At 56.9% G+C, this 24,703-nt stretch carries 20 protein-coding genes and 2 pseudogenes; 13 read left to right on the top strand and 9 right to left on the bottom strand.

Going from position 1 to position 24,703, the window contains the following annotated elements:
* Positions 1-200 precede the first annotated feature (200 nt).
* Genes AC3Y2E_RS02715 through AC3Y2E_RS02705 form a run of 3 tightly spaced genes read right to left on the bottom strand, consistent with a single transcriptional unit; the run spans position 201 to position 3,339 of the window.
* The gene (locus AC3Y2E_RS02715; protein WP_379206877.1) at positions 201-1,268 is read right to left on the bottom strand and encodes a phosphodiester glycosidase family protein; all 1,068 of its coding nucleotides are present in this window, start codon (positions 1,266-1,268) and stop codon (positions 201-203) included.
* Positions 1,265-1,711 carry a hypothetical protein gene (locus AC3Y2E_RS02710; RefSeq protein ID WP_332074829.1) on the bottom strand — a complete coding sequence of 149 codons (447 nt, stop codon included), beginning with the start codon at positions 1,709-1,711 and terminating at the stop codon, positions 1,265-1,267. The genes AC3Y2E_RS02715 and AC3Y2E_RS02710 overlap by 4 nt, the downstream gene beginning before the upstream one ends.
* Before the next feature lie 5 nt (positions 1,712-1,716).
* Positions 1,717-3,339 carry a response regulator transcription factor gene (locus tag AC3Y2E_RS02705; protein ID WP_379206874.1) on the bottom strand — a complete coding sequence of 541 codons (1,623 nt, stop codon included), beginning with the start codon at positions 3,337-3,339 and terminating at the stop codon, positions 1,717-1,719.
* A 169-nt stretch (positions 3,340-3,508) separates the two neighbouring features.
* Between AC3Y2E_RS02705 and AC3Y2E_RS02700 the strand changes: the two genes are divergently transcribed.
* Positions 3,509-4,450, top strand: coding sequence for an NAD(P)/FAD-dependent oxidoreductase (locus tag AC3Y2E_RS02700; protein WP_379206871.1), 942 nt, complete (start codon positions 3,509-3,511; stop codon positions 4,448-4,450).
* Positions 4,451-4,796: 346 nt separating this feature from the next.
* Positions 4,797-7,511, top strand: a complete 2,715-nt coding sequence (locus AC3Y2E_RS02695) for a beta-N-acetylhexosaminidase family protein (protein WP_379206869.1) — start codon at positions 4,797-4,799, stop codon at positions 7,509-7,511.
* A 54-nt stretch (positions 7,512-7,565) separates the two neighbouring features.
* Here AC3Y2E_RS02695 and AC3Y2E_RS02690 read toward each other — a convergent pair whose 3' ends face one another.
* Complete coding sequence (locus tag AC3Y2E_RS02690) at positions 7,566-8,447, bottom strand: AraC family transcriptional regulator (protein WP_379206866.1); 882 nt, start codon at positions 8,445-8,447, stop codon at positions 7,566-7,568.
* Between the two features lie 184 nt (positions 8,448-8,631).
* On the opposite strand from AC3Y2E_RS02690, the gene AC3Y2E_RS02685 reads away from it, so the two are divergent.
* From AC3Y2E_RS02685 to AC3Y2E_RS02670, 4 genes are all read left to right on the top strand, one after another.
* On the top strand, positions 8,632-9,483 hold the full coding sequence (locus AC3Y2E_RS02685; RefSeq protein ID WP_379206864.1) for a phytanoyl-CoA dioxygenase family protein: 852 nt from the start codon (positions 8,632-8,634) through the stop codon (positions 9,481-9,483).
* 141 nt (positions 9,484-9,624) lie between these two features.
* The gene (locus tag AC3Y2E_RS02680; protein ID WP_379206862.1) at positions 9,625-9,873 is read left to right on the top strand and encodes a hypothetical protein; all 249 of its coding nucleotides are present in this window, start codon (positions 9,625-9,627) and stop codon (positions 9,871-9,873) included.
* A 211-nt stretch (positions 9,874-10,084) separates the two neighbouring features.
* A complete protein-coding gene (locus AC3Y2E_RS02675) occupies positions 10,085-10,285 on the top strand; it encodes a hypothetical protein (protein ID WP_190931575.1) in 201 nt (66 codons plus the stop codon).
* 63 nt (positions 10,286-10,348) lie between these two features.
* Entirely contained in the window at positions 10,349-11,071 is a 723-nt protein-coding gene (locus AC3Y2E_RS02670; protein ID WP_379206859.1) for a Dph6-related ATP pyrophosphatase, read from the top strand.
* A gap of 46 nt (positions 11,072-11,117) precedes the next feature.
* Here AC3Y2E_RS02670 and AC3Y2E_RS02665 read toward each other — a convergent pair.
* The 4 genes and pseudogenes from AC3Y2E_RS02665 to AC3Y2E_RS02650 all read right to left on the bottom strand — a co-directional run.
* Positions 11,118-11,423 (bottom strand): annotated as a pseudogene (locus AC3Y2E_RS02665) (Imm51 family immunity protein); the annotation flags it as partial.
* Positions 11,424-11,507: 84 nt separating this feature from the next.
* Positions 11,508-12,884: pseudogene (locus AC3Y2E_RS02660) on the bottom strand (SMI1/KNR4 family protein); the annotation flags it as partial.
* Between the two features lie 183 nt (positions 12,885-13,067).
* Positions 13,068-14,171 (bottom strand): polysaccharide deacetylase family protein, encoded by a 1,104-nt coding sequence (locus AC3Y2E_RS02655; RefSeq protein ID WP_379206857.1) that lies wholly within the window; start codon positions 14,169-14,171, stop codon positions 13,068-13,070.
* Positions 14,172-14,311: 140 nt separating this feature from the next.
* Positions 14,312-15,019 carry a DUF2161 domain-containing phosphodiesterase gene (locus AC3Y2E_RS02650; RefSeq protein ID WP_379206854.1) on the bottom strand — a complete coding sequence of 236 codons (708 nt, stop codon included), beginning with the start codon at positions 15,017-15,019 and terminating at the stop codon, positions 14,312-14,314.
* A 259-nt stretch (positions 15,020-15,278) separates the two neighbouring features.
* Between AC3Y2E_RS02650 and AC3Y2E_RS02645 the strand changes: the two genes are divergently transcribed.
* The 7 genes from AC3Y2E_RS02645 to AC3Y2E_RS02615 all read left to right on the top strand — a co-directional run bounded on the left by AC3Y2E_RS02645 (position 15,279) and on the right by AC3Y2E_RS02615 (position 23,383).
* Positions 15,279-17,174: a PrkA family serine protein kinase gene (locus AC3Y2E_RS02645; protein WP_379206852.1), complete on the top strand. Its 1,896-nt coding sequence runs from the start codon at positions 15,279-15,281 to the stop codon at positions 17,172-17,174.
* 615 nt (positions 17,175-17,789) lie between these two features.
* A complete protein-coding gene (locus AC3Y2E_RS02640; RefSeq protein WP_379206849.1) occupies positions 17,790-18,119 on the top strand; it encodes a hypothetical protein in 330 nt (109 codons plus the stop codon).
* On the top strand, positions 18,116-19,471 hold the full coding sequence (gene glnA / locus AC3Y2E_RS02635) for a type I glutamate--ammonia ligase (RefSeq protein WP_379206847.1): 1,356 nt from the start codon (positions 18,116-18,118) through the stop codon (positions 19,469-19,471). Before AC3Y2E_RS02640 ends, glnA begins: the two co-directional genes overlap by 4 nt.
* Positions 19,472-19,726: 255 nt before the next feature.
* Positions 19,727-20,449: a hypothetical protein gene (locus AC3Y2E_RS02630; RefSeq protein WP_379206845.1), complete on the top strand. Its 723-nt coding sequence runs from the start codon at positions 19,727-19,729 to the stop codon at positions 20,447-20,449.
* 598 nt (positions 20,450-21,047) lie between these two features.
* On the top strand, positions 21,048-21,818 hold the full coding sequence (locus AC3Y2E_RS02625; protein ID WP_190931583.1) for an HAD-IIA family hydrolase: 771 nt from the start codon (positions 21,048-21,050) through the stop codon (positions 21,816-21,818).
* Between the two features lie 57 nt (positions 21,819-21,875).
* A complete protein-coding gene (locus AC3Y2E_RS02620) occupies positions 21,876-22,430 on the top strand; it encodes a glycerol-3-phosphate responsive antiterminator (RefSeq protein ID WP_379206842.1) in 555 nt (184 codons plus the stop codon).
* A gap of 218 nt (positions 22,431-22,648) precedes the next feature.
* Complete coding sequence (locus AC3Y2E_RS02615) at positions 22,649-23,383, top strand: glycerophosphodiester phosphodiesterase (RefSeq protein ID WP_332074845.1); 735 nt, start codon at positions 22,649-22,651, stop codon at positions 23,381-23,383.
* Positions 23,384-23,528: 145 nt separating this feature from the next.
* Here the strand turns inward: AC3Y2E_RS02615 and AC3Y2E_RS02610 are convergent, their stop codons facing one another.
* Positions 23,529-24,413, bottom strand: coding sequence for a LysR family transcriptional regulator (locus AC3Y2E_RS02610; protein WP_379206839.1), 885 nt, complete (start codon positions 24,411-24,413; stop codon positions 23,529-23,531).
* Positions 24,414-24,703 lie beyond the last annotated feature (290 nt).

The raw sequence follows: 24,703 nt of genomic DNA, 5'->3' as shown, positions 1-24,703 counted from the left end.
CGTTATAAGAAGAAGTCAATATCGCAACGACAAACATCGTTAATACGATCATGACAATCCAGAACGTAGATGAAGCGAAAATAGACATGCCGGGTCGCACCTCCCAGATGGAATACCGTGACAAACTACCCCTATTATACCCAATGGATCAATAAAAGAAAACGGCCCAAATGTGAACATTATGGCACAATTGGCTGAAATCACTTGAAAAATAAAAAGTGCGTAGGAAGCGAGCGTAGCTGTCCGTCCGACGGCTTATTGACGACTTTGCCCTCGAATACGAGCGACGTCGAACCGCCCCCGTCCAGATTGTAAGCGTCGATGACGCGCAGTCTAGCCAGCTTGTCCTGGAGCTCGGCCAGCGTAGCGCCGGAGCTGCCCCGCTCGTTGTAGCCGTCGGCGACGACGAACAGCAGCTGGTTGTTGCCGAAATTCCCGACTACGGTGCGCGGAGCGCGGCGCGGGGAATTGAGCCATTTGGAAGGGATAGCCTGCTTCTGCCCGCCCTTCAGCAAGACCGGGACGAACGTGGCCCCGAAGGAAGGATTCAGCTTGTCCAGATCGGACTGACGCGCAAATTTGCCGCCGATCAGCTTCCGGTCTTTGCTGAGCCCGATGAAAGCCAAGTCATCAAAGGTCGGTTCGAAGCCGTATACGTATTTGCCATTCAGCATCGTCGTGCTGAGCGGATACCGTTTGCCGTCCTCACTGTCCGCGAATCCGCCGGCGTTGATGCCGGCGATTGCGCCGTAACGGTTCGCGGCGGCCAGCGTCGTCTCGGAACCGCCGACTTTGTCTTTGCCGAGCGTCATCTTAACCGCATGGTCCGACTTCATCTCAACCTTCAAAGCGTATCCCTTATAGTTCGGATCGGAGAACTGGTACAAGCGCAGGTCGATGTTGCCCGACGTGACGGTACGAATCGGCTTGCCGAGCTCGCCTGCGAGCCGGTTGTCGAAGATTTGCGCGGGCCTGCCCGCTTGGGCGACAGCCTGCTTGACCATAGCGTTCATCTCTTTGTTGCTTTCCTCATACAGCTGAAAAAACTTCTCGATCGTCCCCCGCGTAGCGATTGCATTGCCCTTGGCAACTTCCAGGTTTTGATCGATCCTGACCGCCTGCTCGGATACGGAAAACGGCTGAAGCGCAGACGGAAAGACCAGCTCGGGCATTTCCAAGGCGAAGCCGAAAGAGAACAGCCACACCAGCATGCCGATAAACGGGGCGCATGCAAGCAGAAAAAAACGGTTGATCTCGCGTGCCGTCATTTCAACACGTCCAGGTTTTGCTTTAATTCGTCCAGCTTTTTCTTCACTTCCGCGAGCTGGGTATACAGCTGGTTGCTGTTGTCGGTTTTGCTGTTCGCGTTGTCCTTCGTAAAGGCGAGCAGCTCGTTAAACGAATCGATCTTCGTCTGCAAAGTCGTCATATCCGCATTGACGGACACTTTGAGCTGTTCGAGCTGTTCCTGATACTGGGCCTGCATCGCTTGAAGCTGCAGCTCGGTTTGGCTGGCAAGCTCGGCGCTCAACTGCTTTTTCAACTGCTCGGTGTACAGCATCGTTCCCAGTACGCCGGTTGCGATCAGCAGAACCCAGCTGGAGAAAAAGATCAGGTACGTTTTTTTAGAAGATTTGGCTGCTTTAGCCGACTTGGCGCTTCTTGCAGCGGCAACGGAAGAACCTGCTTTCGCTTCGATCGGCGTGCTCATACGGATCACCTCAGTTTCGACATTTTGCGGAATGCGTTCGGGGACATTCCGGTCTGCTTTTTGAACACTTTGCTGAAATATTTCTCATCCGGATACCCGACCATCCGGGCGATTTCGGTTATTTTCAGCTGCGGGTTGGCCAGCAGCGCACGGGCTTTGTCCATTCGGATTCGACATAAGTATTCGACGAGATTCTCGCCGAAATGTTGCTTAAATTTTCTAGAAATATATTCGCGGCTTAAATAAAACCGGTCCGCCACATCCTGAAGCGTCAACTGCCGATCGTAATGCCGGATCAGATAAGCTTCGATCTGAGGCATCGTTCCGCCGCCTTTATTTCTCCGCTTCTTCAGCCGCCCTGCCAGACGGAGCAAGCTTTCCGTCAGTTCGCTGCGCCACAGCTCGATCGACAGCTTGCCCTGCTCGTCCAGCGGGACCAGGAAGGTGGAGCTTTCCGAAGGCAGCTTCAGCTCCGGGGGCAGTCCGTCGTGGAAAAAATAACGAATCCACCGTTCCTTGATGACGTTGTATTCATGCCGCCATAATTCGACCTGATCCACCGTAATCCGCTCGAGCTGTCCGACCTCCTGAAGAAAGGCATCAATGGAAGCGCGGATTTTGTCGGTTTCACCGCTGCGAAGGGCGAGGCGGATATCTTCCTCGAAGTCGGCAAAATGCACTTTGTTCGGATAGGGCCGTTCGTCGCCGTCATACTTATGAATCCAGCCGCCTTCGTCGAGCAGATTGCGGCGGCGCAGCGCTTGGGATGCCTGGTTGTACGACTGATGCAGCCTGTGAGGATGCGATACCGCATCGCCGAGACCGAAGTCGCTCCGGGTCTGTATCGTCCTGGAGATGGACTGCAGGATGCGCGATAGAAGGATAACCGCATGCTCCAGGTTGTCCCACAGCAGCAGAACGATTTCCTTGTCACTGTTCCGCGGCCGGAACGCTATGCCGATATCGTCCGGAATCAAATATGCATTGCATATATCCAGCAGCGAGAAGAAGAGCAGATCCGGATGCAGCGCATATTTGGCGCGGACGCTGCGGCTGATCGTGTCCAGACTGAGAATCGCGACCCGGCACGCTTCGGCGTTCTGCAGCGACGGAAGCTCCCGCTCCAGTTGTTCGCGGATTAGTCCGAATCCGACGGAATCCGATAAAAGATCCGACAGCAGCTTATCCAAATATAGCGGCTTGAGCCGGTCGACCTCAAGCGACCGGGTTCGTTCTTTTTCGCGAATCTGTTCGTCGCGGCTCCATTGGTCGGCGGCGGCCAGCACCGCATCCTGCAGTTGATACGGCTCGGGCGGCTTTAGCAGCAGATCGCTCACGCCCCATTTGATAGCTTGACGGAGCCGGTGCGTATCGTTGAAATCGGTCAAAACGATGATTTTGCTGAAAGGCGCGGAGGCTTGCAGGCGGCCGAGCAGCTCAGGCCCATCTGTGCCCGCAATGCTCCAGTCGAGCAGCAGCAGCTCGGGGCGATCCTGGCCCATCAGGTCCAGGGCGGAAAGCTCGTCTTCCGCTTCCCGTACGGAACCGATTCCGGCTTCCGGCCAGTTGACGCTTATCCGGATCATATTTCTCAGAAGTTTGTCGGGGGAGGCAATGAGTGCTTTCATGGTGCTGTTCCGTCCTTTACAAATTTTGTCGCTCGTGTTGTTAGGATTAGACGGCGAAGTCATTTTATCACACAAATTCGACAATAGGAACCGCAGTAGGTCCGTCGGGCATGATCCGTCCTTCGCTGGACACACTATACGAGGAACGAATCGGAGCGGAGGGAACGCAATGACGGTATACGACTGCCTGATTGTCGGCGGAGGGATCGCCGGTCTGCAGGCGGCTATTCAGATCGGCCGTTACGGGCACGCGGCGCTCGTGGTCGATAAGGGCGACGGGCGCTCGACGTTGTGCCGCAGCTATCACAATCTGCTCGGGTGGCCGGACGGCGTGTCGGGCAGCGAGCTGAGGCGGCTGGGGAGAGTTCAGGCGGAAAGCACCGGGGTGCGTTTCGTCAAGGATGAAATTACGGATGCGGTACGTCAGGAGGAATGGCTGGAGCTGGCGGGGGCGGAGAGGACCTATAAAGCGAGAACCGTACTGCTTGCAACCGGTATCGTCGACCGGTTTCCCGATCTGCCGGGACTGGTGCCGTGTCTGGGCAAAACGGTGTATGTCTGCCCCGATTGCGACGCTCATGAGGTGCGCAACCGCAAGACGATCGTCATGGGCTCGGGAGATACCGGTGCGGCGATGGCGATCACTTTGTCCGGGTGGACCGGCGATTTGCTATACGTGAACCATGAGCGCAAGCCGATCAAGCAGGAGCTGGCAAATCAGCTGAAGGAGGCGGGGATTGCGGTGATCCCGGAGAGGATCGTCGCAGTGCTGGAGAAGGATGACGGAGTATTCGGCGGCATTACACTTCGCGACGGGGGCGATATATGGGCAGAACGCGGGTTTATCGCCTTCGGGGGAAATGAGGTTCGTTCCGGACTGGCCGAGAAGTTAGGGGCGGAGCGGCACGAGAACGGCCATATTATGACCGATGCCCGAACGAAGATGACGACGGTGCCGAACGTATGGGCGGCCGGAGACATCGGCGTACATTCGGAACAGGTGGCCATAGCGATGGGCGAAGGAAGCCAGGCGGCGATCTGGATGCACAAGGCGCTCAGCCGTATGGGCAAAGGGGTGGAGCTGCCGGTTTCAACTGCCGGGCGGAAGTAGCGGGGCTGGCTGCAGGAAGCTTTTCTTTTCCCGACTGTGCTCCAAGTCGCAGAGAGCGGGAGAAAGGGTTCCCGCGAACATCGCAGGATTTGCCGTCTTTGCCGTCGCCGATGCAAGCCGGGATCGGATTACCTGTTAACGTCAGTGCTTCGCGCACTGGCGTTTTTGGGCTTCAGCGTTATCACCCCCCTTGTTTCCCGACTGTGAATAATTGTAGTTGGATAACAGGATAGCTATAGAAGAAAAGTGTCGTTGACAACAATTACTGGTAAAACTATTATATATAATATAGCATATAAATAACATAACATTATAAAATGGGCCTATTATGAAAGGAGCAGATCGAATGAAACTCGAACTGTTTGCGGAAACCGATCAGCGGACACCGCTGTCGTTTCCCCATTTTCCTACACGAATGCAAGCCGTCGTTTGGCGCAACTGGGGACTTATTGCCGAGGATAAGCTGGCTTTTACGCTTCGGGCTACCGTCACCGAATTGGAGGAGATTGCGCAAGGACTCGGATTGCCCGTTCCCGAAGCAGCCGATCCACTTTGGCTATCGCGCGGCTACATTACGATACTGCGCGCCAACTGGCATCTGCTGCCTTACGAGCAGCTGCTTGTTTTGCTGGATTGGACGGAAGAGCAGATGGCGTTCGCGCTCAAAGAGGACGATTTCCTATGGATCAAGATGGGCAGCCTGAAGCCGGCCATCGAGCCGGTCTATTACCGTCCGCTAACCGACGAGGAGCGGGAGAAGACGGAGCTGCTTCGCGCAACGATAACCCGTTATTTCCCAGAGGACGGTACGGCCGCGCCGAATGAATGGGGGATCGGGCTTGCCTCGGCGCCGGAGAAGCCGTTTGCCTTCCTTGACGGTTTCCGTTATGCCGGAGCGTCTCAGCGGAAGCGTGAAGCGTCCAGCACCGGCGGGGGAACCGTTCCGGCAGACGGCGAAGACAGGGTGGCGCTGGACGGCAGCACTTCCATCGTTTTGCCGGAAAACGCTTCCGGCCGTGTCCGGACATTCGCTGAGCGGTTTGCGAGTAAACTCGAACGTGATTGGGGGTTACGGCTCCGGGTGGCGGACGGCGGCAAGCCGGTCGGTCCGAACTCGAGCGTTGTACAGCTGAAGCTCGCACCGGACGCCGGCAAGCTGCGCGAAAGTCATCGTATCGCCGCAGAAGGCAACCGCGTTACCGTAGAGGCAGTAGATGAGAACGGGCTGCTGCGCGGTTTGCAGTGTATCGCGTCGGGGATGAACGAACAGGGAGGACCTTTCGTGGCCAGGGGCGTGACGAACCGGTCGACCCGTTACGATTTCCGGCTGCTGTATTCTTATTTTGCCGTGTATGGAGATCCGCTGCTCGATCCCGAGCTTGATCCGTATCCCGAACACTTGCTCGAAAGTTTGTCGGAGACCGGGGTAAATGCGGTTTGGCTGCAATGCGTGCTGTACCAGCTAGTACCTTTCGCCGAAGCGCCCGAGATGTCGACAGGCTGGGAACGCCGGGTGGAAGGGCTGCGCAGGCTGGCGGCACGGGCAGCCGATTATGGGATCGGAATTTATTTGTACTTTAACGAGCCGCGCTCCATGCCTCTGGAATTTTTCGAGGCGAGACCGGACTGGAAGGGGCATACGATCGGCACTCACGCTTCGATGTGCACGTCGCATCCGGAAGTTCAGCGGTATCTGAAGGAAGGGACAGCGGCGTTGTTCCGGTCGGTTCCGCAGCTGGCGGGGCTGTTCACCATCACGATGTCGGAAAATATGACCAACTGTTACTCTGTGTCCGGCCGGTCGAAGCTGACTTGCCCGCGCTGCTCGGAGCGTTCGCCTGCTGAAGTGGTGGCCGAGGTGAACCGTCTGATCGCCGAGGGCGCACACAGCGCCAAGCCGGATGCCCGGATCGTGTGCTGGACGTGGGGCTGGCGCGAGTCGAACGGATTCGATCTGGAGCGCTGCATCTCGCTGCTGCCGAAAGGGGTCAGCGTCATGAGCGTAAGCGAAGACGAGAAGCCGACGAAAGTGGGCGGGGTTCCAGGCCAAGTCGTAGACTACTCGATCTCGCAAGTCGGTCCGGGCGACAAGTCGCGGAACGTCTGGAAGGCTGCGCGCCGGCACGGATTGCAGGCGTACGCCAAGGTGCAGTTCAATAACACCTGGGAATGCTCGGCCGTCCCGTTCCTGCCGGTATTCGACCTGGTTAACGAACATATCGGCAACTTGAACGAGGAGGGAGTCAGCGGACTGATGCTGAGCTGGACGCTTGGCGGGTATCCGTCCCCGACTCTGGAGATGGCGTCCAGACACTATTGGACGACCGGGACAGACGAGGAGCGGCAAGACGCTTCGGAGGCTGAGCCCGCTCGGCTCCGCTGGTTGAGAGGCAAATTTGGCGAGGAGACCGGCAGCGATATAGCGAGGGCGACGACCGCTTTCAGCGAAGCGTTCCGCCATTTTCCGTTCCATGTCTCGGTCGTGTACACCGCTCCGATGAACTACGGTCCCGGGAATTTGCTGCATCTGACGCCGACCGGCTACAACGCGACGATGGTAGGTTTTCCATACGACGATGTGCACCGGTGGCGGGCGATCTACCCGCCGGAGACGTTCGAGGAGCAGTTCCGTTTATTGACCGAAGGCTGGAAGCAAGGGCTCAGCCAGTTGATCGAGGCGGGCCGTCAGCTCACGGATTCTCACAAGCAGGACGCTTACACGAATTTGCTGCATAATGCGCTGGGAGCTTATTACCATTTCCGCAGCACGTACCACCAGATCGCTTTTGTTCTGGAGCGGGAGCGGCTTGCCGGGGCGGATGACCCGACTGCTGCTGCAAGCTCCCGGCAGCGGATGAAAGAGCTGGCCGAACGGGAGATCGGCATTACCCGGCAGTTGTACGACTTGATGAGACGCGACTCGCGGATCGGTTATGAAGCGAGCAACCATTATTATTACACCGCCCGGATGCTGCAGGAAAAAGTAGTAAACTGCCACGACCTGTGCGAGAAGCTGAGCGCCGCCGAGGTTCCCGTTCAGGAGGAAGCAAGCGGGCAGTAGGCCTAAAATTCAGCAGGTGCAACAAGATCGCCCTTCCGGCCGGAGGGGCGATCATTAATGTATATGCGACGTTTTCCGGTAATGGGAGGGAGGCTGTCCGGTGCAGCGCTTGAACGATTTGGAGAAGTGATACAGGTCGGAGAAGCCGCAGTAGTCGGCAATTTCCTGATGGCTTAGCGTCGTGGTGGCGAGCAGTTCCTCGGCGTGCCGGACCCGCAGATGCAGCAAATACTGATAAGGGGACATGCCGAAGTGTTCGCGAAACACAACGGTAAACCGCGAGGGAGACAAGTTCGCCCGGCGCGCCATCTCGCTCACCGTAAGCGGCTCGGATAACCGGAACGACATGTACGAGGTGATCCAGTTCATCATCTGTTTTGAATCTGCAGGCTGAACCTGCTCCTTCAGATGATCCTTCAGCATCATCAGCACGAGTTCGGACGCCGCATTTTGCGCTTCCAGCCGGGTCAGAGGGTCCATATGCTGACAGAGCTGGACGAGCCGGAGCATCTTCTCGCGGAACTGCACAGGCTGACTTGGGGTGAACCGGACCGGAATCTCGATCCCTTGCAGATCGTTCAGACGGGGCTGGATCAGATGCCGGTATTCGTCCAGGTCGGATTGGCCGGGACGGGTCGTGAAGCTTTGCTCGCGCAGCGGGTTGTAGAATATATCCATATGGACAAAAGGAGTGATCGTATCGGTAACGCCCTCCAGCGTCAACGCCCAGTCCGGCTGGATCAGACAAACGTCCCCTGCTTCGAACCGGTATTCCAGCCCGTTGACGGTCGCGATAAACGTTCCTTCCTGCACATAAATCAGCAAGTAATCCAAAAGCTTGCGTTCCGGGACGAACCAAGGTTTGCGGATAGCGAAATCGGCCTGCCGGATATAAGGAACGATCGGAGCTTTAGCTATCCATTCACTCAGCTGCATGAGCTGCATCCTCCTCGAATCGGACAGGCCCTGTCCGCGCTTTCTAACCGAAGCTTACCAAATCTTTTTCCGTCATGACAGTCCTTTTTGACAAATAGGATAAAGCGAATAGACATTCAGGCCGAAAGCCGCGTGTTTTATGATGAAGAGGTTCGACACCATTCATCCGAAAGGCGGATTGTTTATGGATTCCAAGTCTAATCCCGCTCCTTTTCCCGATCTTGGCGGAGATTATCCTGTCGATGAAGCGTTGCGCCAGTCGTATCTCGAGCAAGGCCATATCGTGCTCCGGGCGGTAGCGAAGCCGGAGGAAGTTGCGGTGTACCGCAGCGAGATCGGCGGGCTTGTCTGCAAGTTGAACCCGCACAAGAAAGACTTGAACGACCGCGATACGTATGGAAAAGCGTTTATTCAGGTCGGCAACTTGTGGCGCCATAGCCAGGCGGTGGAGAAGTTCGTGCTGGCGCGCCGGTTCGCCAAAATCGCCGCCGATTTGATGGGGGTGGAAGGGGTGCGGATCTATCACGATCAGGCGCTGTACAAGGAGCCCGGCGGCGGGCATACGCCGTGGCACCAGGACCAGATCTACTGGCCTTTGGACACCGAGCATACCGTTACGATGTGGATGCCGCTGGTCGACATTCCGGAGGAAGTAGGCTCGATGACGTTCGCTTCCGGAACGCACAAGGAAGGTTTTATCACCCGGCAGGTCATCTCGGACGAGTCCCACAAGACGCTGCAGCAATTCGTCACGGCCAAAGGGTACGAGCAGGTGAATTACGGAGCGCTCGCCGCAGGCGACGCCACCTTTCATTCGGGATGGACGGCGCACTGCGCCCCCGGGAATCCGACAGATCGCATGAGAGAAGTCATGACGGTCATCTATATGGCCGACGGCGTCCGTATAGCCGATCCTGACAGCGCGGCCCGGCAAAACGAATTGCCGCAGGTGTTCCCGGGACTGAAGCCGGGCGACGTTGCGGCAAGCCCGATTAATCCGCTTGTTTATCATAGGGACTGGGACAGGAGGAACTAAAGATGGGGATGGGATCGGGAACGTTTCGGTATGAACCCGTCCGCGGCAATAACCGGGTCCTGGTGTTTACGCCTGACGGCGAATTCATTAGAATGTTCGATAACGACATGGACTACCCTTGCAGCTTCTACTTCTCGGGAAATGATGGCGTTTCCGGATTTGCACAGCCGCGTCACCCTCTTTGACAAAAACGACCGGCTGATCACGCATCTGGGCGAGGACCAGCAGGCCTATAAGCGGAAGGACTGGCCGAACCTGGAGAAGTCGTATTACCGTCCGGACAAGTTCAGTTCCCCGCACGGCGTATGCATCGATTCGAGAGGGAACCTTTATGTGGCGGAATGGATCATCGACGGCCGGATTACGAAGCTTGTAAGGGTGAAGGATTAATCAGGATGTGTGAAAAGGTCCTACCCAGTGCAGAACGTCCGCTGCGGGGAACAGCGGCACCCTGCGCCCAGACACTTCCTAAACCTCCTATACCGCAGGTTGAAGCGGAAGGAGGTTTTTTTGCGCTCGTGGAGAAGGATGGGCGCCAAATATGGAACCGGCCCGGGATGAAGCCGTAACATAAAGAAATAACGAAGAAGGAGTGAAGTATATGAGATACGCTGCAGGAAACGCCAAAATTGTTTGCCCGTGCTGCCAAAACGATACGTTTCAGAAGGATTACCGCCAGTTGAACTCCCGGGGAGCGACTTTTTTCGGATTGGACTGGGCGAATCGCAATGCGACGATCCTCGTATGCGATCGATGCACACACATCTCCTGGTTCATGAATGAAGTGGACGACTACGAGTGACGGTTTCCCTCCATAACCGGCTTATTCGGAAAGGATGCCTGGCAGGAGAAAGGAGACGAGGGGATGACGGAAGCCGAAGATTGGAAAAACGGCGCGAACGGGCGTAAATTCATCGCTTCTTTCAGCGGAGGGAAGGATAGCACGCTGGCTTTGTATAAAGCTATGAACGCAGGAGATGCAGTAGGTCTCATCGTCATGCTGGAGGAGGAGGGCAAACGTTCCAGATCCCACGGCATGCCTCCCGGTCTAATCCGGGCCCAGGCCGAGTCGATCGGCTTGCCGGTATGGACCGGGGCCGCCAGTTGGACGGATTACGAGCGCGTTTTTATGGAATTGCTGGCCGAAGCGAAGCATCAGGGAGCCGAAGTGTTGGTCACGGGAGATTTGGATGTGCCTGTTCAAGATTGCTGGCATGACCGGGTTACCCGCAACGCCGGCTTACAGCTGGGGATGCCGCTTTGGGAGATGAACCACCGGGAAGCCGTCGAAGAGTTCATTCGTCTCGGGTTCATCACGATCGTCGTAACGGTAAATACATCGCTCGGCATGACGGAAGACGATCTGGGGCGAATTTTGACGATCGGGTACATCCGAGAGCTGGAGGCCCGCGGCATCGACCCTTGTGGAGAAGGCGGGGAGTTTCATACGACCGTTTTGGGCGGTCCGATTTTCCGCTACCGGATTCCCGTCCGCCAAGGCGAGATCGTAAGGGACGGGGTGTACGCTTTTTTGCCGCTGGAGCTGGATGAGCGGAGCTGGAGCGAGAGGGAAACGAAGGACCTCTAAACCGAGCGGTTCGAGGTCCTTTCTCCTGCCGGGACTCTGATAGGGATTAATCCAGTTCGGCCCGGGCAAACAAGTCCCGGATCAGCGCATCGTCTTCGCACGCTTGCTTAAACCCGGTAGCGAAACGGTACATCGCTTCTCTCTCGCTGGAGTAGGCACAGAACATACTCGCTTCCGGGTCAAACCGGATAACGCCGGTTAGCTCCGGCATCTTCTCCTCCAGGAAAACGGCCGCAAGCGAACCCCAGACGTAGCCGTTACCTTCAAACCCCTCGTCCGCCCTCAACTCGAATAGCTCGGCTTTGTACTCACCGACGTTCAAAATCATGGACACATTGCCGCCGTCATGTTGGACCAGCACGAACGGCCGGATCTGATCGGCAACTGTTTCAAACGACTCCTCGTCCTGTTCGGGCGATCCCGGAATATCAACAGCTTTCAGCCGGTCGATCAAATCATCCGTCGCCGCCGCTGTTAGCTGCAATGTGCCGTCGTTCTCCACAATCAGCCCTTGCTGCAAGCGGTTATCCAGCCAATCGGTAATAAAACCGGGGGCATACCCTCCAGTGCTGAACTTGCCGCCGAAAGCGATCATCTGTTCATAGACGCCCAGATACCGGTCGCGGGTTGTTTGCGGATACGATTTCGTATACAGCCAAAACTGCAGATCGTACATCAGCATCGAGCGTTCGTCCGCATGCAGCGCGAAAACCCCTTTCTCCTCTACGATTTGGGTGCAGATCGTACGGATGACGTGTTCGATCCGCTCCACTTCGTCCACCTTGGCGCATAACTCCGCAAGCAGGGGCGAGAATTTGCCGGCAGCGACTTTCCGGAAATCCTCCTGCTTGTCCTCTTCGGACGTATCGTACACGTCCTCATGGACCAATCCTTGGATGAAAGCGGCGAAATTAGGGGCCAGGAACGTAATGTTGTAGTCCGCTTCCTGGTCGACATGAACGACGGCCGGTTCCCCGTCCCTGCCGCATTCGCGGTAATCCAGCATGACCACATCATGTCCGGCGGACGGACAGTCGCAAATAACGACGCCGATGTCGGGATAGCCCCATTCCTCAATCATAAAAGGACTGCCGAACTCTCCGCACAACGAATAGGCTTTCTCCCGTCCGATTGCCATAATTCCGGATATGGAGATATGATCCTCGGCCCAAGAGGTGGCATCGTCGGTAGGGAAACACGTATGGACGGGAATTCCGCCGTTATGTATTTTCATCATGGCGATATAAGAGGCGGGCAGCTTATAGCCCAGCTCCTCTTCGATGGAAGCGATCAGCTCGTCTGTCGGCGGTTCCGACACGTATTCCTTTCGTGCATAGTCCGAATCGTCCCAGAACCGGGTGAAATCGATCTGGCCGAAGAAGTCCCCGTCTACGGGTGTTCCGGTGCCGCTTGCGTTGTCCGGTTTCACTCGCTTGCTTCGGGTAACTTGACTGTGCTGCTTCCCGGCTTCCTGACGGCTCGAAGTCAAAAAGTTTAACGTATCGGGATCTCCGGGATCGAGCTTGTCCGCATCCCCAAACGCGTGAACGGCTTCGTCGTAGCGTTTCAGATAATAGTAAGCGTAGCCGAGGCGGAAATGCCACAGCGGGTCTTGCCTGCCCTGCCCCTCGACGATCAGCAGCTGCTGGACGGCTTCTTCGTAACGATCCAGATTGTTGAACGCCCGGGCGAGAAGGCAGACGGCGTCGTAGTCGCGTTCCGTTTCAGGAATCTCCACTAACGCGCTGACGATTTTCTGGTGCTCGCTGTGCTTGTGCCAGCGGGTGAGCTGCTTCAAGAGCGATTGGTCCATGATGTCACCTCTGATTCGAATGTAAATCTTTGACACAGGTATTAGACGCTAAAATAGCAGGTTAGGTTGCTGTAACCACGGATGCGGGACCCAATCAGGAGGAAAGCGGTGCAAAAAACGCCGCAGCGTTGAGGCTGTGGCGTCGGTGCGTTCTATTGGTTGCAGTAAACGGCCAGAATGCCGTCACTTCAGCTTTTTCAAAAACGTCGCCATACTTTCCTTGCCTCCGATGAAAATCCGTTTAAGTTCAAGCGGAGACTGCGACGGTTCGGTGCGCCCCTGATCGATCGTGAAGGCGAAGCGGACGCCGTGCTTCTCCAGCAGCTTCAGCGTAGTCGCATTGCGATTCCCGTACGGATAACAAAAGGCGAGCGTATCGACTCCCGTATGCTCCTTGAGCTGCTTGATCGATTCGGCAATCTCCAGCTCCTGTTCCTCCGCGCTCAGCTTGTTCAAGTACGGGTGGGTCGCGCCGTGGGGCTGGATGTCCCATCCAGCGTCACGCATCGCGCGGATCTGATCCCAGTCCGCGAAGTAGCCGTCCTGGCCGGTCATGCCGACGGAGACGAATATCGTGGCGCGGAAGTCGTATTTCTTTAATATAGGCATCGCGTTGGTATAGTTGTCGGTGTAGCCGTCGTCGAACGTAAGCAAGACGGCCTTGTCCGGGGCTTCCCGTTTGCCGTCCCAGATGTCGATAAATTCCCGGAGCGTCAGCGTCTTGTAACCTTCGTTCGCAAGGTGGGCCATCTGTTCATCGAGCTTCTTCGGATCGAGAACGGCATTGTTGTCCGGATTCACATCGATGCTGTGATAGTTCAGCACCGGAATGGAAAACTTCTTCTTCACGGCCGGCTTATCAGCCGCAGCAGGCGGCGTTCCGCCGTTCTGCGCGCCCGGGCCGGCGGTCGCCGCAGAGGCGTCTCCGGCTAGGGAGATGCTGCCTGCCGCAGCCGGGGATGAGGTCGCGGCTGCTGCTGAACCATTCGGGTCAACGGAACCGTCTCTCTGTGATTTTATGGAATCGCTTCCATGTCCGGGCAGCGTGCCAGCCGGGCCGGCGCTTTCGGAGATGGCCGGCGTATGATCTGCCGGAGCCGGCGCGGACGGGGCAAGCGGCGGCAGCGATTCGGAGGAGCTCAGTCCCTCATGCGTGCGGTCCTGCGATATCGTCAGGATGTCCCGCTCCGCTCCCGCGCAGCCCGCGCACAGCAGAGCCGCGGCTACCCACAGCGGCGCGGTTTTTTGCCGCAAAAGCCTTGTTCTCGAAACCACATGACCAACCATTCATCCCAACCCCCGCAGCGATAATCAATCCGGTTCATCTATTCTGTTACATCGTATCTTCGGATGCAGGATTCCATGCTTGATCCCGCGACCGCGCACTGACGCATGTCCGGCAGTCCGGTCCTGCAGGCGGTCTCCCGTTACTCGGAAGGAACGGCTTTGTGCAGGACATGACTGTACTGCTGCAGCGCCTGCTCGCCGAGAGGCGTGAGGCGGTAGATGCCGCGCCCGGTCCGCTGGAACCAGCGGTAATAATTTTTTTGTAAAAGAAGCGCCACTTTCGGGTTCCCGGTTAATTCCCGCAGCCGCTTGGGCGTCAGGTCGCCATGCAGCTGCAGCGCTTGTGCGCAGGCGAGCGCCTTCTCCCGGTAGGCGGTCATCAGCTTGCGCTTCGTGCTGCCGCCGACGTTGTAATCTCCGCTGCGTTCGCGGAATTCGTGTACGAGCCGGGACGCCTTCACCTTGCTTTTCCGCGGCATGTATGGCTCCGGATCGCATACGACGTTAACGGCAGGCTTGCGGGTTTTATAAAACCGTACCGTAATCAGGCCCAGGCCGAGACGGCGGCACAGACGGGACAGATCGGACCAGGACGCGCCGTGGGGGGCTTTCCCGGACTCGGGCATTTCGACGGCGACATATACGTGGTCGGACTGCTGCAGCCTGTCGATCCCCTGAATGAGCAGCGGAATGTTGAACGTCTTCTTCAGCTCCACGATGACCGGAGGTTCGTCGCCGCGCAGCGCGACCAGATCGCAGTGGTGCACTTCGCCGCGCACTTCGTAGCCAAGCGCCTCCATGTAGCGTTTGACCGGTTCGTACAGTTCGGTTTCGCTTCGGATCGGCACGTGTACAGGTCTCCTTGTTTTCAGTAGTTACATTATAGCATATACGTACGTCGCAGGAACTTGTATCCAGCCGTTTTCATTGATTTTCAAGGGGCGGAACCGGTCCGGAAGTAAAATTTTCGGGCAATTAATGCCGGGCAGGCGCATACGTATTTAATACGCTGCAAAATCAAATAGCCCAAGCATGGAAGCTGGAGCGTGCGAGTTAACATTCGGAAGGGTGAACCGTCTTGACGCGTGCAGATGAAAGGAGGTTACCATGGATATTTTCAAACGGATAACAGAACACCGACAAGAGCAGGAGAAATCGTCCTGGACCGGTACGTTTGCCGAATATGTCGAAATCGTTAAGGACAATCCGAGCGTAGCCAAGACCGCGCATGCGCGTGTGTACGATATGATCGCATGGCACGGCATCACGGAAGACAACGGTCAAAGGAGGTACCAATTTTTCGAGAACGAAATGTTCGGTCTGGACCGGACGCTGGAGAAGCTGGTCGAGGAATATTTCCATTCGGCGGCAAGGCGTCTCGATGTGCGCAAGCGGATCTTGCTGCTGATGGGCCCGGTCAGCGGCGGAAAATCCACGATCGTAACGATGCTCAAGCGCGGGTTGGAGCGCTACTCGCGTTCGGAGGAAGGTGCGCTGTACGGCATCAAAGGCTGCCCGATGCACGAGGAGCCGCTGCATCTCGTCCCGCTGGAGCTTCGTCCCGAGGTCGAGAGGGCCCTCGGCGTGCGGATCGAGGGCAGTTTGTGTCCCGCGTGCCAGATGCGGCTGAAGACGGAATACGATGGGCGGATCGAAGACGTGCTCGTCGAACGGGTGCTGCTGTCCGAGGAGGATAGGACCGGGATCGGCACCTTTAGCCCGTCCGACCCGAAGTCGCAGGATATCGCCGACCTGACCGGCAGCATCGACTTCTCCACGATTACGGAGTTCGGCTCCGAGTCGGACCCGCGCGCTTACCGGTTCGACGGAGAGCTGAACAAGGCGAACCGCGGTCTGATGGAATTCCAGGAAATGCTCAAGTGTGACGAGAAGTTTTTGTGGAACCTGCTATCGCTAACTCAGGAGGGCAATTTCAAGGCGGGCCGGTTCGCGCTCATCTCGGCGGATGAATTGATCGTCGCCCATACGAACGAATCGGAGTACAAATCGTTTATTTCGAATAAGAAAAACGAAGCGCTCCAGTCGCGTATTATCGTCATGCCCGTCCCTTACAACCTGAAAGTATCCGAGGAGGAGAAAATTTACCGCAAGCTGATCGGCCAGAGCGACATGAAGCATATTCATATCGCCCCGCATACGCTCCGGACGTCCGCTATCTTCACGATACTGACCCGGCTCAAGGAAACGAAAAAGCAAGGCGTCGATCTGATTAAAAAGATGAAGATGTACGACGGGGAATCGATCGAAGGGCTGAAGGAAGCCGATCTGAAGGAAATGCAAAGCGAGTTCGCCGAGGAAGGCATGTCGGGTATCGATCCGCGCTACATCATCAACCGGATCTCAAGCGCGCTCATCCGTCACGATCTGAAATGCATGAATGCGCTCGACGTGCTGCGGGCGATCAAGGACGGGCTCGATCAGCATCCGTCGATTACGAAGGAGGAACGCGAGCGGTTTCTGAATTACATAGGGGTCGCGCGCAAGGAGTACGACGAGCTGGCGAAGAAGGAAATCCAGAAGGCGTTCGTCTACTCGTACGAGGAGTCGGCCAAGACGCTGTTCGACAACTACCTCGACAACGTCGAAGCGTACTGCAACTGGCAAAAAATCCGTGATCCGCTGACCGGCGAGGAGATGGACCCCGATGAGCGGCTGATGCGCTCGATCGAGGAGCAGATCGGCATATCCGAGAACGCCAAAAAAGCGTTCCGCGAAGAAATCCTGATCCGGATGTCGACGTACTCACGTAAGGGCAAGCGGTTCGATTATAACAGCCACGAGCGGCTGCGCGAAGCGATCGAGAAAAAGCTGTTCGCCGATTTGAAAGATATCGTCAAAATTACGACATCGACCAAAACGCCGGACGAGAATCAGCTGAAAAAAATAAACGAGGTAACGAAGCGGCTCATCGACGAGCACGGTTACTGCCCGGTATGCGCCAATGAAATGCTGCGTTACGTCGGCAGTTTGTTAAACCGGTAATTCGAGCGTCTGCGGTACGGTCAACAGGCACAAGGGTCCGGCGGAGCCACCGCCGGCGTTGTGCCTGTTCGTTATGCTAAGATGCGCACAAGTGCCGCAGGCCGTCATCGATGCAGCTTGACCCTGTGTGCCCGCTTATGAGCAAGGGGAAACCAAATGAGAGCGGTTTGTACCTCCTATTTTCTCCAAAACCCGCTTGAATGAGAAAATACGGGCGGTTTGGAGCTGCTAAATTTCGCGAAAAGGGTACACATCGCATCAGCTGGTTGAAATAAGGGGTGTAAACCGCCTTTATTTTCTTCAGTTTCCCGAAAAGGCTGAAAATAGAGGGGGTCAGAGACTTTTATGCCGTTCGGGATTTGGAATTTCACTCCTTATTGTAAGCGTATACAATCCAAATACGAAGCCGTTCTCCTTCCAACCATTTTCCATAGGATGCGGAAGGATATTGGCGTATTTTTCTATTTCTCCGGGGTAACCTCCCCTGAGCCCCGGTCAGCCCGGATAACGCCCGATTCTCGAAGCTGTGCCCGTTTCCCCTCCCCGGCCGATTACGGTAAACTGGATACCATGTCGTCATAGACGCCGACATCAATTCGGTAAGGAGGAATGCGCATGGCACAGCCGAGGTACGTAACCGACATCGACAAGCTTACGCAAATCCCTGAAAAAGAGAGAGGGCGCCTGAAAGCGGTCACGGAACAATTCGTATTCCGGATAAACGCGATCGAGGGCGGCAAGACGAATTTGAACGATCACCAGTCGCAGGACGAGAGATACGGCGAGCACCCGATGCTCGGCGGTCCGGCGGATGCGTCCTGGTTTGACAATTTATCCGGAAGTAAGAAGCGCACGGTTCAACCGGCAAAACAAACGAGCGCCGTCGTATCGGCGACTAGGCTTCCCGATATGCCCAGCGGCGGCAGAGAGAAGGTACGCTCATGAGCGCGGCGGGCGCGCCGGCCGCGCTTAGCGGGAACGAACAGATCCGGGAAAAGCTGATCAGCCGGAAAATCGAGTTTATCGGGCTGCAGTTTACCGATCTGCTCGGCTCTGTCAAAACCGTTTACGCCCATATGGATGAGTTCGAGACGATTATGGCGGGCAAGACGATGTTTGACGGCTCGTCGGTGAAGGGCTTTGCCCGTGTCGAGCAGTCCGAGCTGAGGCTGATGCCGGACTTGTCCACGCTGAGAGTCGATGCGTTCGAGGCCGAGCGGGGCCGTGTCGCGTACGTGTACTGCGATGTGCTCCGGCCCGGCGGAGAGACGGCCGAATGCTGTTCGCGCTCGATCCTGAAGCGGGCGCTGAAGGAAGCCGCGCGGCTCGGCTGCAGGCTGAATGTCGGCCTGGAGGGAGAGTTTTTCCTATTCGAGACGAACGAGCTCGGAGAGCCGATCCGGAAGGCGCATGACGAGGTGGGCTACTTCGACGGGGGCCCGGCCGACCGCGGAGAGCGGACCCGGATGGAGATCGCCTCGGAGATGAAGCGGCAAGGCTTTATGCTGGAGGCGGTCCATCACGAAGTTGCCCACGGCCAACACGAGATCGACTTCAAATACGGGGAAGCGCTCGCGGCTGCCGACCGGTGGATGACGTTCCGTCAGATCGTCAAGCATGTCGCCCACCGCAACGGCCAGCACGCGTCCTTTATGCCGAAGCCGTTCGCCGGGCAAAACGGCAATGCGATGCACTGCAACCAGTCGCTGCAGTCGCTGGACGGAGTCAACGTCTTCTTCGACAACGGCAGTCCGGACGGATTGAGCGATACGGCGCGTTATTATATCGGAGGTCTGCTGAAGCATGCCAAAGGGATGGCCGCGATCTCCAACCCGATCGTGAACTCCTACAAGCGGCTGCTTCCCGGCTACGAAGCGCCGACCCATATCGCCTGGTCGTCGAGCAACCGAACGGCGCTCGTCCGGATTCCGTCCGCACGCGGGAGCGGGACGCGGGTCGAACTGCGGACGCCGGACCCGGCTGCCAATCCGTATCTCGTCTTCGCGGTTATGCTGAGAGCCGGACTGGAAGGCGTCGCTTCCCGGCTCGAGCCGCCGGAGGAGGCGGCAGGCAATATTCACCGGATGAGCGCCGAGGAGCGCGACAAAGCCCGGATCGGCCGCTACCCGCGCGACTTGCACGAGGCGCTGGACGAGATGCGCAGCGACGAGCTTATCCGGGAGACGCTTGGACCCGCCGCATTCGAGATGTATATCAGCCTGAAACAGCAGGAAGCGGATGAATATGCCGCAGTCGTTCATGCGTGGGAGACGGACCGGTATTTGGGACGGCTCTAGATTCGGAACAAGCCTGCCGGTTTGCAGGCATCGGCAAGTTCGGCGCCGTGCACGGAGAAGCAAGCTCTCCTGCGCGGCGTCTGGCGTTTTAGGCCGTTTATGCCCGTCAGGATCGTGTCCGAATATACCCGCCCCGGTTTTTCCGATTTTTACTTCGGCCTGCCGCTTTTTATATGAACGGAACCCGTAGTATAATAGGGAAGAAAATAGGATCGGACTCGTGCCGGAGTTAAGGATTAGGGGCGTACACCACCAATGCATGTCATCTTGTTTCTATCGTTCTCCTCGCTGGAGTGGCTCGCGCTTGTCGTATTAATGTTCACTATGTTTCGATTCCAGCTGCGGGATTACGCGGGACAGCTGCTGTTTACGGCGTTTTTGTTGTCTTTGTTTTCCTACGTCGTGTTTCACACGCTGCAGATCAAACTGGCCTTTACGCTGCTGCAGCCGCCCGTCGTATTTCTCTTCTTATGGCAAATTTATCGGATTCAGCCCTTTTACGCAGGTTTAATGACGACCTACGGCTACTTGGCGTATCTTCTTGTACAGAAGTCCGTCCTCTTCGGGCTGTACCGGCTCGGGCTGTCGCCGGCCGAGGTGCTTTATGTCACCTGGAAAGGGACGGCCGTTCAATGCGCCACGGCGGCCATCGCCTTCCTGGCCGCTTATCTGTTCGGCAAATACCGGCTGGGCTACACGTTCGTTCCGGATTCGGTATTCGCTCCGGTGCACTGGAATCGGCTGAACGTCACCCTGCTTGTCCTGAGCCTGATCGGTTACGGAATCGTGGCCGTTTCCGGTCACGACATGTATGAGAGCGGCTCGATGCCGCTGCTGCTTCTGTTTATGACAGGCGGGATTATGGGCGTTCTGCTCCGATTGGCGCTCAAAAAAGAAGAGTCCAGCGCCCGAAGAGCGTTCGGCATGCACAAGATGATGCGGGAACACGGGCGGACGGAGAAGAAGCCGCCTGCTTGAACGAAACGGCATACACCGCAGGGAAAGAGACGTTTTCCTCCCGCTTCGACGGCGGGGTTGGAAGCGTCTTTGCGCATGTCTGCGGGACATCATCCGGGACGGCGGCAGCGACGGGTTGCCGAGATAAGTCTTGAGGAATAATTTCCTTTTTTAATTGGAAGATATTGCTGTATAATGGAAGCGGATGCAACATCGATTTCGATTCACAAAGCGGCTCCTGTGCGTTACACGTTAGCAAAGGATGATGAACATGATCGAAGTGTGGGCGGAGAAAATGGCAATTGCCATCTTTTATTCGATTCCGCTTCACTGGCCGTCCTCTTCCTGATCCAGGGCCTGTCGTTGTCCGATGGAAGCAGGTGTAGAACTGTAACGACGGCGGGCGGTCCTTACTGAAGGAACAACGATTGACAAGTACAAGCCCGTCCCTCTATAATTCATAACAACCGAATAGAACGGTCTGGTTCGAGAACAGGAGTAACCTATACCCGTAAACACAGCCTTCGTTAATGCGAAAGCGTGTTTACTGTGGTGTAGGTTTTTTGTTTTTCCGGCCGGCCGTTCCGTCGGGCATAAGGGGAAAGCGAGGGTTTTTCTCATGAAGGGATATATCTTTGATCTGGACGGCACGGTATATTTGGGAAGCCGGATGATAGAAGGGGCGGCGGATGCGATCCGCACCTTGAGGGAGCGGGGCGACAAGGTTGTTTTTTTGACGAATAAGCCGATAGCGACCCGCGCTTCCTACGCACAGAAGCTGACCCGGATGGGGATACCTACGGAGATTGGCGATGTGCTGAACTCATCTCTTATCGTAGCGAGATATTTGCAGAGAACGTTGAAGCCGGGCCAGCGCGTCTACGTCATCGGCGAAGAGCCGATCCGTCAAGAGCTGGAGGCGCACGGGGTCGAGTACACGGAGGACGCCGGGAAAGCGGATATCGTCGTCTTGTCGTGGGACCGCAGCTTTACGTACGACAAGCTGAACGCGCTGTATCAAGCTTCGCTGAGGGGGGCGGCCGTGATCGCCTCCAATCCCGACGTTACTTGTCCGCTGGAGGACGGTCAGCTGCCGGATACCGGCACCTTTATCGCCGCGCTTGAGAGCGCGCTCGGCAAGTCCGCCGTCGTCGTAGCGGGTAAACCGTCCCGGATCGCAGCTGAGGAAGCGCTGCAGCATATGGGGCTGGAATCAACGAGCTGCTTCGTGGTGGGGGACCGGCTGGAAACCGACGTCCGCATGGCGAACGACGCCGGGATGCATTCGGTGCTTGTGCTCACGGGAGTCGGGACGAGAGAGCAGGCCGAAGCGGGGCCGGACCGGCCGCGCACCATTTTGCCCAGCATAGTTAAAATTGTGGACTTATAGGCCGGGATCGTCCGTTCCGTGTTATAATGGGGATAGTCTGTTACAGGAGGACCTTACATGTACCCGATAGTCGATCTCGTCGATCATCAGACGATCGCCGCCGTTCAGAAAGAATCCGATCTCGATGCTGCGCTTCAAGGGAAAGTCAACGTCATTTTTTTATTGACCGGGTCGCTGCTGAACATCCATGAGCTCACCGAGCGGGTCACGCAAGCGGGCAAGCATGTGTTTCTGCATATGGAATTCATTGAAGGGATCGCCGCAGACAAGGGCGGGCTGGCTTATATCGCCAAACATGTCAGGCCGACCGGCATCATCTCCACCAAAAGCATGCTGATCAAAGCCGCCAAGGATCACGGTCTGCTCGCGATCCAGCGCATCTTCCTGATCGACCGCAACGCCGTCGTGCGCGGCATTAAAGCGGTGGAGCAAAGTTCTCCCGACGCGATCGAAGTGATGCCGGGCATCATGCCCCGTATTATCCGGGAGATGACGACGATGACCCCGCTGCCGATTATTGCCGGCGGACTTGTCGGGAATCAGCAAGAAATCGACGAAGGGCTGAGGGCCGGCGCGCTCGCCGTATCCGTAGGCGCCAACGAACTGTGGTAAGCCGTCCGCCAGTCGGACTTATACATACCTGAACTGATATGAAGTACGACCTGTCTGGGTGAGGAGACCGAGAGATTGCCCGAATAGGCCGGAGCGGCGTTTTTTCGTCATGCGAAAAGATTAGCTTTTCCGGCTCGTTCGTGCGATCGGCCCGGTCTTTTTTCATTCCGAAAGCTTCGCTCCGCAGGTCTACTATTCGAACACGGGAGGAAACGACAATGAGTTCCAAAAGCAATGTAATGGTCATCGCACACCGGGGGGCGGCAGGCGAAGCCCCGGAAAATACGCTCGGCGCATTCGCGCTCGGTCTCGAGCAAGGCTGCACCGGTATTGAGCTGGACGTCCACTTGTCGAAGGACGGGGAAATTATCGTATGCCATGACGCCACCTTGGACCGCACGACCGACCTGAAGGGCGAAATCCGCAAGATGACGGTGGAGGAGCTGAAGCGGGCCGATGCCGGCAGCTGGTATAACGAGAAATTTGCCGGAGAGCGCATCCCGCTTCTGGAGGAAGTGCTCGACCTGGTGCCTTCCGACGTTCAGATCAATGTCGAGGTCAAAGGAGCCGCAGACGGCCAATTGGAGCCTGCGCTCCTCTCTCTGCTGAAGCGGAAGCAGCGGCTGGACAGCGTCTTCGTCTCCTCGTTCGACTTCGTCTGCCTGGAGCGGCTGAAGGCGCTCGAGCCGGAGATCCGCATCGGTCTCTTGTACAGCTTCAACATCTCGAAGCATTACCGGATGGCCGGTCTGCTCGACGGTCCGGTTTATTCGCTGCATCCTTACTGGGCGCGGCTTGACAAACAAGCGGTCCAGGATGCCGTGGAAAAAGGGCTGCAAGTATACCCGTGGACGATCAATGAAGAAGAGAAGATGAAGCAAATGATCGATCTGGGCGTCTCCGGCATCATTACCGATTATCCGGGCAGACTGAAACGGCTGCTGGAGAGCTGAGACGAAGCGGAGGCCGAAGTCAAGTCAGATCAAGGCTTAGCTAGACCAAGCTGAGCTAGACTAGGCTTAGCTAGACCAAGCCGAGCTAGACTAAGCCAAGCCAGACCAGGCTTACCTAGACTAAGCCTTGATAGACCAAGCCAGCTTAGGATGTAGCGGAAGACTCCCGCATCATCGCGATAAACCCTTCGAGCGCGCGGGATACCCAGCGCCCGGCCGGGTAGACGAGCAGGACGTACAGCCGCAGCTCGGGCTGCGAGAACGGCAGCGCCCGCAATTGGCCGCCCGCGAGCTCGGCTTCGACCGCGCAGCGGGGCAGCAGCGCTATGCCGAGGCCGTGCAGGACGCAGCGCTTGATCGCCTCGACGCTGCCGAGCTCGCAGGATATTTGCGGCCGTACGCCGCAGTCGGCGAGCAGCCCGGCGAGGGCGCCGCGGTACGCGCAGCTGCGCTCCGGGGCGACCCAGGCGTGTCCGGCGAAATCGCCGGGCACCACTTCCGGGGCGTCCGCCAGCGGATGGTCCGGTCTTGCGACCAGCACGAGCGGCTCTTCCCATAGCGGGATGGTGACGAGCTCCGGGTCGGAGCATTTGCGTTCCAGGAACAGGGCGGCGTCGTATTCGCCCTGCAATACGCCCTGAAGCAGCTCGTCTTCGCCGGATGTTTGCAGCAGCAGCTCGGTTTGCGGAAACGACGCCTTCATCCGCCGCACGTAAGGCGGCAGCACGAACGCCGCCATCGATTCGATCGTGCCGATCCGCAGCGATCCGGCCGACTCTGCGGACACGGCCTGCTTGGATTCCTCGGCGAGATCGAGAAACCGGTCTGCAAAGGCGAGCAGCTGCCGTCCTCCGGGGGTAAGCCGGATGCCGCGTCCGCTGCGCTCGAACAGCGGTACGCCATACTCCGCCTCGAGCTTGCGGATTTGCGCGGTTACACTGGATTGAGCATACCCGAGCGCTTCTGCCGCTCGGGTTATATTTAATAGGCGAGCCGTTTCCCGAAACGTCCGCATTAAAGTTTCATCCACACCTCTCACCCTCCTTATCTCATCGACAAATCCGATTGTTTCTATCCTTTATTATAGCTAAAATCGATTCATTTTGGATATTAATCACGAAGAAATAGAAGAAATCAGCCTTGGGAACTCGTAGGGCAGGGTGTATTCCTCCGGGTTCTATGACTAATCAACCTACGATTTCGCAGCTGCTTTCATCGGAGGGCAGCTTTTTTCTTTCGGCCGCCATCCCTTCTTCCATTTTACCATTCATCGTTAAAGCCGATTGGATTAATCGATTATTATAGCTAACTCCGATCGTA

Source organism: Paenibacillus sp. MAH-35 (assembly GCF_058135425.1).
This window is presented reverse-complemented; position numbering and strand designations above follow the sequence as displayed.

Coding starts and splice junctions, on each gene's coding strand:
- AC3Y2E_RS02715 (WP_379206877.1), bottom strand. CDS start 1,268: ATGACGGCACGCGAGATCAACCGTTTTTTTCTGCTTGCATGCGCCCCG.
- AC3Y2E_RS02710 (WP_332074829.1), bottom strand. CDS start 1,711: ATGAGCACGCCGATCGAAGCGAAAGCAGGTTCTTCCGTTGCCGCTGCA.
- AC3Y2E_RS02705 (WP_379206874.1), bottom strand. CDS start 3,339: ATGAAAGCACTCATTGCCTCCCCCGACAAACTTCTGAGAAATATGATC.
- AC3Y2E_RS02700 (WP_379206871.1), top strand. CDS start 3,509: ATGACGGTATACGACTGCCTGATTGTCGGCGGAGGGATCGCCGGTCTG.
- AC3Y2E_RS02695 (WP_379206869.1), top strand. CDS start 4,797: ATGAAACTCGAACTGTTTGCGGAAACCGATCAGCGGACACCGCTGTCG.
- AC3Y2E_RS02690 (WP_379206866.1), bottom strand. CDS start 8,447: ATGCAGCTGAGTGAATGGATAGCTAAAGCTCCGATCGTTCCTTATATC.
- AC3Y2E_RS02685 (WP_379206864.1), top strand. CDS start 8,632: ATGGATTCCAAGTCTAATCCCGCTCCTTTTCCCGATCTTGGCGGAGAT.
- AC3Y2E_RS02680 (WP_379206862.1), top strand. CDS start 9,625: ATGATGGCGTTTCCGGATTTGCACAGCCGCGTCACCCTCTTTGACAAA.
- AC3Y2E_RS02675 (WP_190931575.1), top strand. CDS start 10,085: ATGAGATACGCTGCAGGAAACGCCAAAATTGTTTGCCCGTGCTGCCAA.
- AC3Y2E_RS02670 (WP_379206859.1), top strand. CDS start 10,349: ATGACGGAAGCCGAAGATTGGAAAAACGGCGCGAACGGGCGTAAATTC.
- AC3Y2E_RS02655 (WP_379206857.1), bottom strand. CDS start 14,171: ATGGTTGGTCATGTGGTTTCGAGAACAAGGCTTTTGCGGCAAAAAACC.
- AC3Y2E_RS02645 (WP_379206852.1), top strand. CDS start 15,279: ATGGATATTTTCAAACGGATAACAGAACACCGACAAGAGCAGGAGAAA.
- AC3Y2E_RS02640 (WP_379206849.1), top strand. CDS start 17,790: ATGGCACAGCCGAGGTACGTAACCGACATCGACAAGCTTACGCAAATC.
- glnA (WP_379206847.1), top strand. CDS start 18,116: ATGAGCGCGGCGGGCGCGCCGGCCGCGCTTAGCGGGAACGAACAGATC.
- AC3Y2E_RS02630 (WP_379206845.1), top strand. CDS start 19,727: ATGCATGTCATCTTGTTTCTATCGTTCTCCTCGCTGGAGTGGCTCGCG.
- AC3Y2E_RS02625 (WP_190931583.1), top strand. CDS start 21,048: ATGAAGGGATATATCTTTGATCTGGACGGCACGGTATATTTGGGAAGC.
- AC3Y2E_RS02620 (WP_379206842.1), top strand. CDS start 21,876: ATGTACCCGATAGTCGATCTCGTCGATCATCAGACGATCGCCGCCGTT.
- AC3Y2E_RS02615 (WP_332074845.1), top strand. CDS start 22,649: ATGAGTTCCAAAAGCAATGTAATGGTCATCGCACACCGGGGGGCGGCA.